Source organism: Chitinophaga sp., from assembly GCF_035538455.1.
Lineage (GTDB): Bacteria > Bacteroidota > Bacteroidia > Chitinophagales > Chitinophagaceae > Chitinophaga.
In genome coordinates, this window is record NZ_DATLKJ010000210.1 from 1 (window position 1) to 13,995 (window position 13,995).

Below are 13,995 nucleotides of genomic sequence, written 5' to 3' on the forward strand. Positions count from 1 at the left end.
GGCCGAAAATTATTCAACTTTGTTTTCAGGTGGGAAGTTTCAGACTTCTTTTGGCGCTATGCCAAGTCAGAACTATAATACTAAGGAAGAAGGCAGCCAGGAGAGAATTGCAGTTTACAATAAGGTAGGAGAATTTATTAAAACAGGTCGCCTTACTGTTTCGGGTGCATTGACCAATATACCAGTACTCAGAAAAATAGCTGCCATGCTAAGGTTTGACAGTGGGATATTTACAGTTAAGAAAGGTAACGCTAAAATATCTGCATTAGCTTATATAGAGGAGGTAGATGGCCTGAACATTGTGGCCAGAAATGTTAATCGAGGAAAACAAGATGCTAATATATTCTCTGACCCAGAAGACGACTCTGATGACGAAAGAGAAAAGATGAAGCCATTGAAAGAAAAGCAACGAAGGAAATTGCTTGCAGACTTATATAGAAAAAGAGACGCATTGAATAGGAAAATCCGTTTGCTAGAAGGACAAGGTAACGCTGAGGATTCAGAAAGTAAGATTTCCGATAAAGAAGTTTCTGAAGAGATGGTTTTTGAAAAAAGTAATAGCACGTCTGAAGTGAGTGAGTATTCAGGCGATGAGGATGATTTAAACGATGAGGTGATTGAAGATACCAGAAAGCGGAAGAGCAAGGAACAGGGAGCAGTAACGAAGAAGTATCACAAGAGAAATAACGATATGTAGATTTGGTGTTTTTGTTGTTGGGCTAAAGGGCCATTTTTATGGCAAGGGTTTGTTGAACTGTTGATCTATAAAGGATAGGCGCCATAAACTGGTTTTACTATTGCTCATTTTATCCGCTGTTGTGCATGCTCAGGATAATAAACAGCTGAAAATTCTTTGTATCACCGACTTCTCTCAATGGAAAATGGGTTCGTAAATCGAGATGTGTGCTAGAATTGCAGGGGGGTGAAAAATAAATTGCAGCGCTGTAACCCCTTGTGGTACTGTGTTGTGTGTGGTATGCGGAATAATTTTTCAAAAAATAGTTTCAAAAATTTGTTTTTATATGAAACTTATTCCTACATTTGCACTCCACAAACGAAGATACAGACAGCTACAAGGGCATCTAAAAGATCTGAAATGTGGACTGAGAAGGGATTCGGGGCGTAGCGTAGCCCGGTTATCGCGCCTGCTTTGGGAGCAGGAGGTCGCAAGTTCGAATCTTGCCGCCCCGACTCAAGAAAACAAAAGGCCTGCTCTTAAGAGCGGGCCTTTTTGTTTTAATTATATATCGGGGTATTGTAGATCGTCAACACATTTCGCCGAAAGCAGGAATGTTGTAAGTACGCATCTTGTTGCGCCGACAATATTGAACAAGGCAGCAGCAATGCTACTTTGTTTGTTTTTATCACATTTCTGAAATGTAATCCCTTAGCAGGATAAACTATTTAGTTACTGCCTTTTAACCGGTTGGACAAACAAAAGTATTTACTGATTTGGATTGGGCAGAGAGGTATGGTTAAATGTTTTTCCTTTTGGTTCTTTCACTGCTCTCCAAAAGGCATGTAAAGCTGTATTGTCTTCCATCATTTGTCTAAGTCTTTCCCCTGGAGACTTGGAAAGCCAGATTTTAAGCTGCAATTGTTTTATATGCTCAGGCGTATCGGTCATATTTTAAGAAGATTAAAGGTGTTCAAATTAAGTTTGTCAACCCAGCCTTTAATATAGTTCCAATCCAGAGTTTCGAGTGAAGCCAGATTCTTGATATCTTCTGTTTGTATTGCAGATTGATATGTCTGAATCCATATGAGTTTAGAAATAAGCAGATCTTCAACCGTAACAGCGTAGACTATTTGACCTAGAAAATCTATCTGTACCCGTCTGCTAAATTCCATTTGCCTGAATGGATCAGGCTTCAAAACAACAAAGTCCGCTTTAAAACCAGATGCATGATCAATAATATTAAACATGCTTCTGCGGTTTATTGCATCTTGTATAGCATCTCTGTCACAATAATACCCATTTTCAAAATTTGCAATAAAGCGATCGATATCTTTAGATTCAAGATGTATAATAAAGTCAAAATCCCTTGTTGCTCTTGGAACGATATATAAACTCATCGCCACACTACCTGAAAGCATATATGGGATATTGAGCTCATGGAGTATTGCTATTATTTTTTCAAAAAAGGAAACCATATATAGCTACAAGTTAGGTATACTTCATGTGTGAAGCAAATTTTAAAAATAAGTTGTTGATTTTTAGTGTTTTGTGATTTTTGATGGTTTTTTAATGTTTCTATTTTGATTAGATCCGTAATAAAAAAGTTCGAAATTTGTCGCGTTCCCTGACTTAAGAAAATCAAAAACCTGCTCTTAAGAGTGAGCCTTTTTTGGTTTTAGCATATTTATATATCTTGGTGTTGCAGATCGTCATTGCATTTCACTTTCGGTGAAAAGGATTGTAGGTGTAAATTCAGCTATCCCGGCTTAAGAAACGAGAATGCTTAACCTGAGGAGATTTTTTGTTTTAGAATAGATATTGTTTGCTATGCCTCACTATGTTTACATCCTTCAGCGCTTGTGTACGCACCGGTATTATGCGGGCGAATCTGAAGCATATTCGGGTAAACCTATTACTGGTACGGCTAAAACTGCGAAGTCACACCATTGCATTAACACATCTGCTGTCATAGAAGTTGCCCCTATTGATTCAGCTGGTTCAACCGGCACTGAAATTCCCCGACGTGGAGTTACCCCTACGTCATAACCACCAGCCAATCCTGTAAAGCCTTTCATGGAGACCTGACCCGCAACTACCAGTTGGGAAAGAACATTCATCAGTATGGTTTTTCACTTATGCAGTGAATGAGGCATCGTAGGAATGGATGTATCGGGCGGGTATTGCAACATTTCAACCCCTGATCTGCAACAAATGGATACCTTCTTAATCACAGGGTCAAAGTAGATTTGGAGGCTTAATTAAGTAATGATAATGACAAGGTATTATAGGCCAGAATTGGATGTCCTGCGTTTTTGCGCATTTCTTTTTGTGTTTTTTACACATAGATTAGATCTTGCGCCTATCGATCCGGCAGCATATTATTGGGGTTATCATCTTAGCCTGGTTGGTGTTTTCGGGGTTCCGCTTTTCTTTTTTCTTAGTGCTTTTTTAATTACAGAATTGCTTACTAAGGAGCAGGAGTTATTGGGGACAATTAGTGTTAAATCATTTTATATGCGACGAATACTACGTATTTGGCCGCTGTATTTCACTTTCTTTTTTGGAATGGTAATGGTTACACAGTTTTCACATAAGTTTGGACAAATTTCTTCCGATGCACAGTTTGCATTTAGTTTTTTTTCCGGCAACTGGTATATTACATTTAAGGGATGGCTTTGGTGTTATCCTATTAATCCGCTTTGGAGTATTTCTGTCGAAGAACAATTATACATTTTGCTTCCTCTGGTTATTTTTTTTACAGGCAAACGGGGGTTGTTCATTTTTTCCTATCTGGCACTGTTCATAGCGTATGCAGCTGTCATCTATTATGCGCAAAGGCCCACGAAAGAATTTAGCGGCGAATGGACAAATAGCTTTGTACAATTTCAATTCTTTGCAGCAGGTACCCTTTTCTCCCTTTACCTGAAGGGAATGCGACCTAAATGGCCAGCCATGGCACGAATTGCCATGTTCATTGCAGGGGTAGCCTGCTGGTTAATTGCATCGATTGTTTGTGAAGTTCATGCAGACGCCCCACATCTTTCAACAATCTGGCAGGCAATTAGTGGTTGGGGGCTGATTCTTACAGGAGTAATACTTTTCTTCTTGTCTTTGTATGGCGCTGAAGAAAAGTTTATGCCGCGGGCTTTGGCCTACCTCGGTCGTATATCCTATGGAATGTATGTTTTCCATATAACGATGTTCTGGTTTGTTTATCAAATATATAAGAAGGAATTGGGTGCTTTCAGTAAATTGATTGGTGTGTACGAATGGCGAAACGATGTGGGTTTTATAATTGCTTTTGTTGTAACTGTAATTATTGCCATGTTGTCATACCACTTTTTTGAGAAACCATTCTTGCGGCTTAAAAGGAAGTTTACATTAATTCTATCAAGAGATTAACTACTAGCTATCACATGAAACATTTCCTCATTTCGTTGGTATTTATTATTGCCAATCATATCTGCCTGGCGCAGACAGATTCAGTCTTTTTAAAGGTGGACACCGTGCCTGTGTTCTCCGATCCTCCAGCCGGATTTGATGTTCAACGTAACAATATACCTAAAGGGAAGTTGACAGTTGTTCAATATAGCTCGAAAACTCTAGAGAAACTTCGGCAAATGAGCGTCTATACGCCTCCTGGATATTCCCTCCATACGAAATATCCTGTGTTGTATCTGTTGCACGGTATAGGGGCAGACTTTCGCCAGTGGACTGAATGGTGCCAGGCCGATAATATTATAGACAACCTGATTGCAGAAGGTAAAATCCAGCCAGTAATTGTGGTTTTCCCAAACTGCGATTCCAGGCTGACAGTAACAGATACATCAAAAGCAAACCGTTCAGGAAGGGAGAATGGTTTTGCAGGTTATGGGAAGCCATTTGAAGAGGATTTATTGAAAGATATAATTCCTTATATCGATTCACATTATTCCACACATAGTGACCGTGAGCATCGCGCTATTGCAGGGTTATCTATGGGAGGGGGGCAATCATTAAATATAGGTTTGCATAATCTGGAAACTTTTGCCTACATAGGAGGGTTTTCTTCGGCGCCTAACACAAACAAGTTCGGTGGCATGTATACAAATGTGGAATTGGTTCCCGATATTAACGCTGCCCGGGAAAAGCTGAAACTGCTTTGGATAGCATGCGGTAATAAAGACGGGCTTTTGTGGATTAGTCAGAAAGTCCATCAGTTTCTCACAGAAAAAGGTATTCCCCACATCTGGAACGTGGATAATCATGCACATGACAACATTGAGTGGGATAATAACTTATATTGGTTTTCTCAACATATTTTTAAATCCGATAAAAGCAAATGACAGTCGACGGGAACTATTTTTCAGTAATAAAACCTTTCACTTGTCATCTGTCAGCCCCATTTTTTATTCATTACTTGAAATTTGGTATAAGTCATCCGCCGATATCAAGACATTAGTTGACAGTTATCCGGAAGATAATTATTTACAAACTGTCAGTTTCAAATGCCCAAGGAACAGCCGTATGGGTCAAATGATGTTTGGGCAAACGGTAGCACATGTCATAAACCATTCTACGTACCATCGTGGCCAATTGGTGACACTTCTGCGCCAGACTGGTTTTATAAACTTACCCTTCATTGATATGGCGACTTATTTTCAGTTGAATAAGAACTGAGACTGGCATTTGCCAGGATACAATCGGGAGAAACAGATGTTCCTAAGGTTTACTCCGCAGTTGTAGGATCAATAACGGTAGCCACTTCGTTAATAGAGTTAGCAGGGAATCCCCCTTGCTTTGCGTGCTCACGGACCATTTCTTCATTAGGTGCGATATAGACACAATAGATCTTATCGCCTGTCACATAACTATGCACCCATTGAATTTGCGGTCCCATATTGCTTAGAACGCCACATGAAGTTTGTGAGATGGCTTTCAATTGTTCCGCTGACAATTTACCTGCGCCAGGAATTTCGCGTTCGATGACATACTTAGGCATAATTTTAGGTTTTAGTTTAAAGTTACATCGTGCTCGTTTTCGGGGCTTTTTATAGGCTCTGGTGTTTGCGGGAGGTCAAAGGAGTAGTAAGATGTGCACCTAAATATAAGCAATTATTTTCAAAGATCCTTCAGGGGCACCGCAAACTGCCTAAAGGCCCAGACACAAAACGATTACGTTGTTTGCGATATAATGGCTAACCCAAAAGTAAAGATGGACTTTTGGGTCAGCCATTATATAATCTGAAACGTTAACTGATTTACGATTATGCTTATTAAGTTATTCTGCCAGAAGCATGCCTATGGTGTAACAATATTAAACCAGAAATTAAATTTATCCAGGAATGAAATGAATTTGTACCAGTATCCGGGATTGGGTCCTGTTATGCTGGCCTGGTTGTTATTCACTGCTGTGTGCATGGCTTGGGCACCTGCTGTTGGCCCATATTGAATAATGGTGTCCATTACATTACGAGGTAGCGAAATAGTGGCGTTCAGTTGCGGTAATGTTGCTGAGTTAGGTGGTAGTATTTGATAATTAATGGTTTTGTTTTCCAGAGAGAGATAAATTTTTTGTGGTACACTATCTAATATAATCCGGAATAAATAAGTTGTTCCATCAGCTATCCTATCAGGAACCAGGTGTATAGCCAGGAAGTCAAAATACTGAGATAGTGGCATTGTGTTCAATATCTCATTGGAAGGGAGTATTGAGGGGAACTTATGAATAGCCTCGGGGAAACGTAATTCCTGAGCGCCTGTCAGATAAAAATTGCGCCATGGGGCTGATTCTGACTGGTAACCCAATTGTTCATAGGTATCGGCCAGCAGAAAGCGGGCCATACTATCCGCAGGATTGGAGAAAACGAGGTGATTTAAAACCGTAGCTACCCAACGGTATTCACCTTTATTAAATGAGCGTTGGGCCTTACTCATTACTGAATCCCGACCCCCCATAAACTCTACATAATGCCTACCTGCTTCTCTTGGTGTAAGAGGGTGCAGATTGGCGGGATTCCCATCAAACCATCCTCCGAGGTAGTAATCGTATACTGATTTGATATTGTGATTGAGAGTACCGTAATAGCCTCTGTTAGCAAATATAGTATCCAGACTTTTCGGCATCCGGATTGAGTCTGCCATTTCAAGAGGAGTGTATCCCTGATTAGCCCAACGCAATGTTTGATCATGAATGTAACGATACATATCCCGTTGTACCAGTAGTAACTTTCTGATGTTTTTTTTACCCCAGACTGGCCAGTGGTGGCTGGCAAACATTACCTGTGCAGTGTCTCCGTAAATGGCTAAGGTAGAGTCAATGAACTTGCTCCACCCTAGTGCATCACGTACTTTGGTACCACGAAGGGAATAAACATTGTGCATGGTATGTGTGACTTCTTCGGATGCACAGAGCGCTTTCAAACCCGGAAAGTAAAACATCATTTCCACCGGGGCTTCGGCTCCAGGTGTAATCCAGAATTTTGTAACAACTCCATCCAGTGTGTCTATAGCGGGTTGAAGTATACTCTGATTGATGGATACATTATTACTCAAAATGCTATTGGCACCGGCAGGTATTCCTTTGCCCAAACCAGCATCTACTAATGTAGTGGTGTCTTTGGGTAACAAGTAACCGTACATGTAGGAGGCTCTGCGTCCCATTACATTACCTGCAATTGTATTTTCGTTGATGGCATGCTCCAGGAACCCATCGGGGGCATAAATTTTAGTATCTGCAATGAAGTAAGGTTTAATTCCGTCTATACCTCCATAATGATCTACATGGCTATGTGTAAAAATAACAACCGATATATGTCTTTTTACTGCATCTATGTTCAGTACATTATTGATGGAGTCGAATGCGGCCTTTGCTGTTTCATTTGATGACAGCGGGTCAATTACTATCCAACCACTATTCCCCTTGATAAGGGTCATGTTGGAAAGATCAAAACCACGAACCTGGTAAATACTGTCTGCTACCTTAAAAACGCCGGGTAGGTAATTCAACTGAGCTTCCCGCCATAAACTTGGATTTACTGTTGCTGGTGCATTGTATGGAGTGGCGTCTTTTAGAAATTTAAAGGTGGCCATATTCCAGGCGGGAACGTTACTGCCACCACCTATCAGGAGGTCTGGCCATTGCCTGATAAGGCCGTTACTGGCGTTAACTGAATCCTGGGAAGTATTGAAGTTGAGCTGCTGAAGTATCATTTTGTTGTTATTGCGGGTAAAGACTGTAGCCGGTTTGTGGCTACGATTGCCCTGAGCAATGGTGGAACTACAGGCCATTATTCCGGCCAGAATCAGAATAAGCGTTTTTCTCATAGGAAAATGTTGTTTTGAGGGTGCTAATACTTATTGCCTGCATGAGTGGCTAGTCCATGGGGTACTATTATCATATCGCGCGCTGATATGGTATCTGATAAAGATAGTGCGGAGGCATAGTAGTGGTATCGCAGTGAGATCTGCTTTGAGACGCGGCTTTTATTTTTAGGTATGTTTTCGAAAAAGAAATGTTGACAACCTTGTAATTAATCGAATTGGCCTACTTCATAATCGCCTGGAGTAGTTCTAAATGCAACATTGATCCGGTTCCAGCTATTGATATTTACAATAACCATTGTGAGGTCGGCTATCTCTGCTGTGGTGAAATGTTGAGTCAATGATGTGAATATTGTGTCGTTAACGCCCTGTTAGTGTATGTTGGTTACTGCTTCGGCATACGCAAGGGCGGCTCTTTCTTTTTCATTATAGTAAGGGCATTCTTTCCACTTATAAGACAATGCAGAAAGCTAAAATGTGACAGATCCGGGGTGGTTTTCTGTCTAAGTTATCATGCATTCAACCGATCATACAAAAACTGCGTAAAATCCTTCGACAAATCCCATCTTATTGGTAGATTGAACTAAATAGCAAAAGTCAATCAAGATGAAGAATAGACTGTTCCGTTTTTTTATCCTTCTCGCAATAGTTGTCAGTTCGGTAGGGAATGTTCGGGCGCAGGATACGGTAAGGAGAGTATTTGACACCGGTATACTGGACTCCCTGAATTCAGACATCTTAAAGCAAAAGAGATTCATACAAGTATTCCTGCCTTCAGGTTACAAACCTGACAGCACTGATAAATATGATGTGCTGTATGTACTTGATGGTGGTAACTGGAATACTGGACTGATCATGAAAATACAGCGGTTTTTAGAAGATGAGCGCTATATCCCGAAGACAATAGTTGTAAGTATAATGGGAATAGACCGCAACAAAGATCTTACACCAACCAGGATCGACAACTGGGAGACCTCCGGTGGTGCGGGGAAATTTCTGGGATTTATCAAAGACGAATTGATTCCCTACATCAATAAAACATATCCCTCTAATGGAGACAATACGCTTTGGGGGCATTCACTGGGGGGGATGTTTGTTATCAATGCCCTGTTGAATGCGCCTCAGACATTTAAATCGTACATCGCAGTGGATCCCAGCCTATGGTGGGATAACTGTTATATACAGCGGATAGCAGCAACTAAATTGCCAGCTATGGAAGGTTTGAACGCAACATTGTATATAAGTGGCAGAGAAGGAAAAGAAGGGGAAGGTATGAAGATTGACAGTATGAATGCTGTTCTAAAGAGACAGGCTCCTACCGGATTGAGCTGGAAAAGTGTCAACTACCCTGATGAAACACACAGTTCTATAAGACTAAAAGGCATTTACGATGGATTGAAATTCTCCTATAGCTGGAACAATGGACAGATTGAATTTCATCCGATGAATGGTATTGTGCAGAAAGGCGAGCCCGTTAAAGTGTGGTACTTCAGCGATACAACAAAAACATATTATACGCTTGACGGAACAATTCCGACAATATTGTCCGATAAAATGCAGCGCGAGATCAGTTTAACAGCTGCTGCCAGGCTCTATGTGAAGCAGTTTACAAACCGGGCGCGTTACGATAAAATGAGATCCGGTGATTTTATCCAGGGAAAGGCCTTGCTGCCATTGTCAAAGCCTGGGAATATACAATCCGGAGGATTCCGTTATGCTTACTATGAAGTACAATGGGACAAATTTCAGGGTCTGAAAGACCTGAAACCTCAGTTGACCGGGTTAACCAATGGAGATTTTGATACCAATAAATTTCCGCGGAAGAAAGATTATGTTCTACTCATTGATGGACTGCTGGAAACAACTGAAGAGGGGTATTACATCTTTGTGCTGGACGCAGATACCGGTTCAAAACTATATCTTAACAACCAGTTGCTTATAGACTGGCAGGGAGACTACAGTAGCCGGACCTACTCCTATATACTGCCCTTGAAGAAAGGATTCTATCACCTACGACTAGAATACCCACATAAAACCGAAGACTTTAACTTAAAGATGACCTACCTTACGCCAAGTACGCTAAACACTAAAAATCCAAAACCGATACCACTTAATTTGCAATACAGCTACAAATAGGTACTACTATTTTATATCCGCCAGTTCATTTTCGAGTGCTTTCAACTATAAGGACTATCCGGCCTTGTGTGGAGGGCTGAGTACAACAAATTCTCCTTCAATGAGACAAGCCTGCTCCCCAAAGCAGGCTTGCGTGATAATACCTTCAATCATTTTAATTGCACATAAGATTCGGGCAATGGGTGTTGCAGTCAGTAGCGCAGCGTGTAGGGTTTGCATCACTGGTGCAATTACCGCATGTTTGCCTGGTGTCAATACCACCTGCCAGCCGTTCTTGTTGCATGTTGTTCAGTACAGCAATCATTTCTTTGTTGAGGACGAGTTTTTTGTTGAGGGCAACTTTTTTCTTTTTCATAATTGTGGATTTAAAGGTTGATTGAATAGGTTTGAATAATTGGCTAACAATGCTATCAAATGGGTTGTTATTTAAATATAAATAAACTTTCGCTCTTATTTTGACTAACGACCCTATTTTATAGGATTGCCGTAATGTAGGCGGGTAGAGGATTATAATGGTTGTGTAGTATTCTTTTCAAGTTGTTTTAATGTAGCATTTTTGCAGTGACGGCTGATCTTTGATATGCTTTCAATATAAGTAGTTTGTATCTGTTTAATGCTGATCTTTCACAAAAGCGAGCGCGTTTTTCATTTCGAATAGCGCTCTCGCTTTATTGATATGGGTTTTACAATCTTTGCCCACCTATAGCCAAGCCGCCATCCACGAGTATACTTTCGCCACTGATGAATGATGAAGCCGGACTGGCGAGCCATAACACTGCTGCTGCTACTTCATCCGGGGAGCCCAGCCTGCCTATCGGAGCGTGTCTGCTAAGCGCTGCTTTGGCGTCTGTCAGTGTTTCTGGTGTAAAGAAACGGTCAAACATGGGAGTTTCAATATAGCCGGGTTGTATGTTGTTGATACGGATGCCCTGTGGGGTACATTCTACAGCGAGGGCTCTGGCGAGTCCATCCACGGCGGCTTTGCTGGCGGAGTAAATGGCAGATCCTGCAAAGGCACCTCTCGCCAGCCAGGAGGAAGTGTTGACAATCACTCCGCCAATGCCCTGTTTCTTGAATTGTGCTATTTCATATTTGCATGACAACCACACTCCTTTCAGGTTTATATCCATTACCTGGTCGTAGTCTGCTTCAGCTGCTTCACCGATAGGAACGAAACGGCCTTCTATACCGGCGTTGTTGAATGCAATATCCAGGCTTCCGAAAAGTGATACGGTCTGCGACACCAGTTGCCCGACGTCTTGCGCCTGTGATACATCTGCCGCTATAAAATACACATCCGGACTGATTTCCCGTAGCATAGCCTGTGCTTTTTGTCCTTCTGTTTCACGGCGGCCTGAAATTACTATCCTGGCACCCTCCCGCAGAAACAATGCTGCAGTAGCTAATCCGATCCCTGTTGTTCCTCCTGTTATTAGTGCTGTTTTATTTTTCAGTGTATTCATGACTGTTAGTTTATGCCAGCAAAAATAGAAAGGAGGCTATTGTCGTAGTTATGCGGATCAAATAATTAGTTATGAAATGGAAACAGGCTCCTTCCGGAACTGACTGGGAGTTTGGCCGGTTTGTTTTTTAAAGAAGATGATGAAGTTGGATGGATGTTCAAACCCAAGACTAAAGCCAATGGAAGATATATCCGCATCACTGTGCAACAGCAGATCCCGGGCTTCCCGGACTATTCTTTCTGCTATCCATGCGGAGGTAGCTTTGCCGGTAGTTTCCTTCAGTGACCGGTTCAGGTGATTGGTATGTATATTCAGCTGGCTGGCAAACTCGTTGGCATTTTTCAGCCCGATTACCTGGTGTGGAGGTTCCAGCGGAAACTGGCGTTCCAGCAGATCGAAGAATAGGGTGCTGATACGTGCCGGTGCATTGATATGTGTTTCGTAAGATCCGGAAGGCTGCATCTTGAGGGCTTCATGCATAACGATTTGCAGGTAGCTTTTCAGCAAGTCATATTTATTCCGGTAGCCGGAAACCTTCTCCTGCAGCATGGTTTCAAACAGCTGGGATAGAAATGTCACTTTATCAGCCTCCGGGAAGAATACATGACTTCCGCCGATCCTGAATAATGGAGACTGGTCCAGCCCTCCGTATTTCAGATGCCCATCAATAAAATCTTCTTTGAAGAGACAGAAATAGCCTGCCTGCTCAGTCTCTATAGGTTCCCAGGAATATGGGATCATTGGATTGGAGAACGTAAGGCAAGGCGTAGCTATCCGGATCGTTTTTTCCGCATAGCTCAATAATCCGCCACCTTTTGTCATTAGGGAGACTTTGTAAAAATCCCGTCTGTTCACCGGCTGATAGCTGGTATTACATCCAAATTCTTCCAATCGTTCAATATTAAATATACCGGCATTGTAAGCTTGTCCGTGCAAATCAAAAAAATCGGCTATGGATTCTTTCTTTTTCATGACAGTAAAATTATGCAATTCAAACAAATGCTGAACGACTTTTTACCTTTCCTATTCACAGAGACAGTAGTATAACGGACGGAAATAGGATGAAATCCCTACTCCTATCCCGTCCGTGTAATAAAACCTGCACCGAGGTTAATTGTGCCGTTTTATTTCCCATGACTATGCGAAATAGCACTGGTTGAACCTGAGATGTTTGCCTATATCTTAATAATTGCTGAACTCGAAACTGTTTTTACGGGTGAATGTTACGCATGTATGTAATATTAGCAATGGTTTCCGTTAACGGTACAAAGAAAAGAAGAATGTCAGTCCGCTTTCCGTAAAGATGACAATATGTGTATTTGTGTTGACCAGCATAGTAAAATCTGTTACAACCAGAGAGGTAAAAGAAACGGTTTAGCGTGAACAATCAACTATAAAGATTGTTATCATAAATAGTTACCCCAAAATCCCGTTCAGGACGAATGTCCGATGATGCCATTAAAGAACGAGCCAATAGCATAGTACAGGCTGGATACCACCGGGTGTGCATAATATTTGCATTACCCTCCAAAAGCATATACTAAGGAGCAGGTGGCGGAAAGGTAACGCCATAGGTAGTTAATGCAGATTAACGACATCAGTAGACCTTGCGATTTTCCTGCATTTCTAGCGAGGCGTCGTAGCCAGCGGCGACGGGCATACTGATAATGTTGTTCCTATGAATGCGGGTTCGAATCCCGCCCTGTTCACACAATGGATGCTACTATTGGGTTACTGTTGCCTTCTATACCTGCGCGGAAGAAGATGTTGAATGGCCGGCAGCTGGAGATGTTCAGGGAGCCGCTTTTCCTGACCAGTGCTGCTATGGTGTTTATGATGAATGCTGGTATTTAAGTATCTACATAACAAAATACGTCAGATAAGTATCATTTCAAATAACAGCAGCTTCTCATGGCCCACTGTTATTTCGTTTTTTTGCTTCAATCCCAGTCTCTCCAGCAGCTTGATGGACCGGGTGTTTTCCGGTAAGGTGGTGGCAAGCAGCTGCTGATGGATGCCTTCTCGTTTCAGGTTGCTGATAAACAGTGCAGCTGCTTCGAAGGCCAGTCCCTGGCCGGTATATGACGGCAGGAATGCAAAGCCTATATCATGATGAGGTAAGTATGCCCGTTTGATAAAGGTGATAATACCTACAGACTCGCCGGTGTCATCTATTTTTACAACGCTGTAGTTAACGTCAGGATTGCTGATGATGCCACGGATATAGTTTTCGGCATCTTCCAGCGTATTGACATTGCGATTGCCTATAAAGGTTTTCCATTCGCTGGTGTTCACCAGCTCAAAGATAAATACCGCATCCCCGGTGGTCAGTGGCTGCAATGAAAGACGGTTTGTTTTCAGGGTATTGCTCATGATGGCAATTTAAAATTTTACACCGGATGTTGTCTGCATGTC

At 41.7% G+C, this 13,995-nt stretch carries 15 protein-coding genes and 1 tRNA gene; 7 read left to right on the forward strand and 9 right to left on the reverse strand.

Features of this window, described 5'->3' with window-relative positions; translation table 11 throughout:
• Together VM802_RS24620 and VM802_RS24625 are read left to right on the forward strand one after the other, a co-directional pair.
• The coding region (locus tag VM802_RS24620; protein ID WP_325535651.1) for a hypothetical protein at window positions 1-697 on the forward strand (697 nt) is incomplete at its 5' end.
• 419 nt (window positions 698-1,116) lie between these two features.
• A tRNA-Pro gene (locus tag VM802_RS24625) sits at window positions 1,117-1,191 on the forward strand.
• Between the two features lie 253 nt (window positions 1,192-1,444).
• Here the strand turns inward: VM802_RS24625 and VM802_RS24630 are convergent.
• The 3 genes from VM802_RS24630 to VM802_RS24640 all read right to left on the reverse strand — a co-directional run bounded on the left by VM802_RS24630 (window position 1,445) and on the right by VM802_RS24640 (window position 2,796).
• Window positions 1,445-1,627 carry a hypothetical protein gene (locus VM802_RS24630; protein ID WP_325535653.1) on the reverse strand — a complete coding sequence of 61 codons (183 nt, stop codon included), beginning with the start codon at window positions 1,625-1,627 and terminating at the stop codon, window positions 1,445-1,447.
• Window positions 1,624-2,154 carry a hypothetical protein gene (locus VM802_RS24635; protein ID WP_325535656.1) on the reverse strand — a complete coding sequence of 177 codons (531 nt, stop codon included), beginning with the start codon at window positions 2,152-2,154 and terminating at the stop codon, window positions 1,624-1,626. The genes VM802_RS24630 and VM802_RS24635 overlap by 4 nt, the downstream gene beginning before the upstream one ends.
• Window positions 2,155-2,553: 399 nt before the next feature.
• Complete coding sequence (locus VM802_RS24640; protein ID WP_325535658.1) at window positions 2,554-2,796, reverse strand: hypothetical protein; 243 nt, start codon at window positions 2,794-2,796, stop codon at window positions 2,554-2,556.
• A 154-nt stretch (window positions 2,797-2,950) separates the two neighbouring features.
• On the opposite strand from VM802_RS24640, the gene VM802_RS24645 reads away from it, so the two are divergent.
• Genes VM802_RS24645 through VM802_RS24655 form a run of 3 tightly spaced genes read left to right on the forward strand, consistent with a single transcriptional unit; the run spans window position 2,951 to window position 5,338 of the window.
• The gene (locus VM802_RS24645) at window positions 2,951-4,081 is read left to right on the forward strand and encodes an acyltransferase family protein (RefSeq protein ID WP_325535660.1); all 1,131 of its coding nucleotides are present in this window, start codon (window positions 2,951-2,953) and stop codon (window positions 4,079-4,081) included.
• A 14-nt stretch (window positions 4,082-4,095) separates the two neighbouring features.
• On the forward strand, window positions 4,096-5,004 hold the full coding sequence (locus VM802_RS24650; protein ID WP_325535661.1) for an alpha/beta hydrolase: 909 nt from the start codon (window positions 4,096-4,098) through the stop codon (window positions 5,002-5,004).
• Entirely contained in the window at window positions 4,931-5,338 is a 408-nt protein-coding gene (locus VM802_RS24655; protein WP_325535663.1) for a DinB family protein, read from the forward strand. The genes VM802_RS24650 and VM802_RS24655 overlap by 74 nt, the downstream gene beginning before the upstream one ends.
• A 49-nt stretch (window positions 5,339-5,387) precedes the next feature.
• Here VM802_RS24655 and VM802_RS24660 read toward each other — a convergent pair whose 3' ends face one another.
• Both VM802_RS24660 and VM802_RS24665 read right to left on the reverse strand, forming a co-directional pair.
• Window positions 5,388-5,660 carry a DUF4242 domain-containing protein gene (locus tag VM802_RS24660; RefSeq protein WP_325535665.1) on the reverse strand — a complete coding sequence of 91 codons (273 nt, stop codon included), beginning with the start codon at window positions 5,658-5,660 and terminating at the stop codon, window positions 5,388-5,390.
• Window positions 5,661-5,959: 299 nt separating this feature from the next.
• Window positions 5,960-7,984, reverse strand: coding sequence for an alkyl/aryl-sulfatase (locus VM802_RS24665; RefSeq protein ID WP_325535667.1), 2,025 nt, complete (start codon window positions 7,982-7,984; stop codon window positions 5,960-5,962).
• Window positions 7,985-8,587: 603 nt separating this feature from the next.
• Between VM802_RS24665 and VM802_RS24670 the strand changes: the two genes are divergently transcribed.
• Complete coding sequence (locus VM802_RS24670) at window positions 8,588-10,117, forward strand: alpha/beta hydrolase-fold protein (protein WP_325535669.1); 1,530 nt, start codon at window positions 8,588-8,590, stop codon at window positions 10,115-10,117.
• Between the two features lie 154 nt (window positions 10,118-10,271).
• On the opposite strand, the gene VM802_RS24675 is transcribed toward VM802_RS24670, so the two are convergent.
• The 3 genes from VM802_RS24675 to VM802_RS24685 form a co-directional block, all read right to left on the reverse strand.
• Window positions 10,272-10,472 (reverse strand): class I lanthipeptide, encoded by a 201-nt coding sequence (locus VM802_RS24675; protein ID WP_325535671.1) that lies wholly within the window; start codon window positions 10,470-10,472, stop codon window positions 10,272-10,274.
• A 328-nt stretch (window positions 10,473-10,800) separates the two neighbouring features.
• Window positions 10,801-11,580 (reverse strand): SDR family NAD(P)-dependent oxidoreductase, encoded by a 780-nt coding sequence (locus tag VM802_RS24680; RefSeq protein WP_325535673.1) that lies wholly within the window; start codon window positions 11,578-11,580, stop codon window positions 10,801-10,803.
• Window positions 11,581-11,649: 69 nt separating this feature from the next.
• Window positions 11,650-12,552, reverse strand: a complete 903-nt coding sequence (locus VM802_RS24685) for a helix-turn-helix domain-containing protein (protein WP_325535675.1) — start codon at window positions 12,550-12,552, stop codon at window positions 11,650-11,652.
• Between the two features lie 741 nt (window positions 12,553-13,293).
• Here VM802_RS24685 and VM802_RS24690 point away from each other — a divergent pair.
• Entirely contained in the window at window positions 13,294-13,434 is a 141-nt protein-coding gene (locus VM802_RS24690) for a hypothetical protein (RefSeq protein ID WP_325535677.1), read from the forward strand.
• 21 nt (window positions 13,435-13,455) lie between these two features.
• Here the strand turns inward: VM802_RS24690 and VM802_RS24695 are convergent, their stop codons facing one another.
• Complete coding sequence (locus VM802_RS24695; RefSeq protein WP_325535679.1) at window positions 13,456-13,953, reverse strand: GNAT family N-acetyltransferase; 498 nt, start codon at window positions 13,951-13,953, stop codon at window positions 13,456-13,458.
• Between the last annotated feature and the right edge of the window lie 42 nt (window positions 13,954-13,995).

What these genes read in the sequence shown, in the direction of transcription:
- VM802_RS24630 (WP_325535653.1), bottom strand. Translation starts at nt 1,627, where the DNA reads ATGACCGATACGCCTGAGCATATAAAACAATTGCAGCTTAAAATCTGG.
- VM802_RS24635 (WP_325535656.1), bottom strand. Translation starts at nt 2,154, where the DNA reads ATGGTTTCCTTTTTTGAAAAAATAATAGCAATACTCCATGAGCTCAAT.
- VM802_RS24640 (WP_325535658.1), bottom strand. Translation starts at nt 2,796, where the DNA reads ATGAATGTTCTTTCCCAACTGGTAGTTGCGGGTCAGGTCTCCATGAAA.
- VM802_RS24645 (WP_325535660.1), top strand. Translation starts at nt 2,951, where the DNA reads ATGACAAGGTATTATAGGCCAGAATTGGATGTCCTGCGTTTTTGCGCA.
- VM802_RS24650 (WP_325535661.1), top strand. Translation starts at nt 4,096, where the DNA reads ATGAAACATTTCCTCATTTCGTTGGTATTTATTATTGCCAATCATATC.
- VM802_RS24655 (WP_325535663.1), top strand. Translation starts at nt 4,931, where the DNA reads ATGACAACATTGAGTGGGATAATAACTTATATTGGTTTTCTCAACATA.
- VM802_RS24660 (WP_325535665.1), bottom strand. Translation starts at nt 5,660, where the DNA reads ATGCCTAAGTATGTCATCGAACGCGAAATTCCTGGCGCAGGTAAATTG.
- VM802_RS24665 (WP_325535667.1), bottom strand. Translation starts at nt 7,984, where the DNA reads ATGAGAAAAACGCTTATTCTGATTCTGGCCGGAATAATGGCCTGTAGT.
- VM802_RS24670 (WP_325535669.1), top strand. Translation starts at nt 8,588, where the DNA reads ATGAAGAATAGACTGTTCCGTTTTTTTATCCTTCTCGCAATAGTTGTC.
- VM802_RS24675 (WP_325535671.1), bottom strand. Translation starts at nt 10,472, where the DNA reads ATGAAAAAGAAAAAAGTTGCCCTCAACAAAAAACTCGTCCTCAACAAA.
- VM802_RS24680 (WP_325535673.1), bottom strand. Translation starts at nt 11,580, where the DNA reads ATGAATACACTGAAAAATAAAACAGCACTAATAACAGGAGGAACAACA.
- VM802_RS24685 (WP_325535675.1), bottom strand. Translation starts at nt 12,552, where the DNA reads ATGAAAAAGAAAGAATCCATAGCCGATTTTTTTGATTTGCACGGACAA.
- VM802_RS24690 (WP_325535677.1), top strand. Translation starts at nt 13,294, where the DNA reads ATGGATGCTACTATTGGGTTACTGTTGCCTTCTATACCTGCGCGGAAG.
- VM802_RS24695 (WP_325535679.1), bottom strand. Translation starts at nt 13,953, where the DNA reads ATGAGCAATACCCTGAAAACAAACCGTCTTTCATTGCAGCCACTGACC.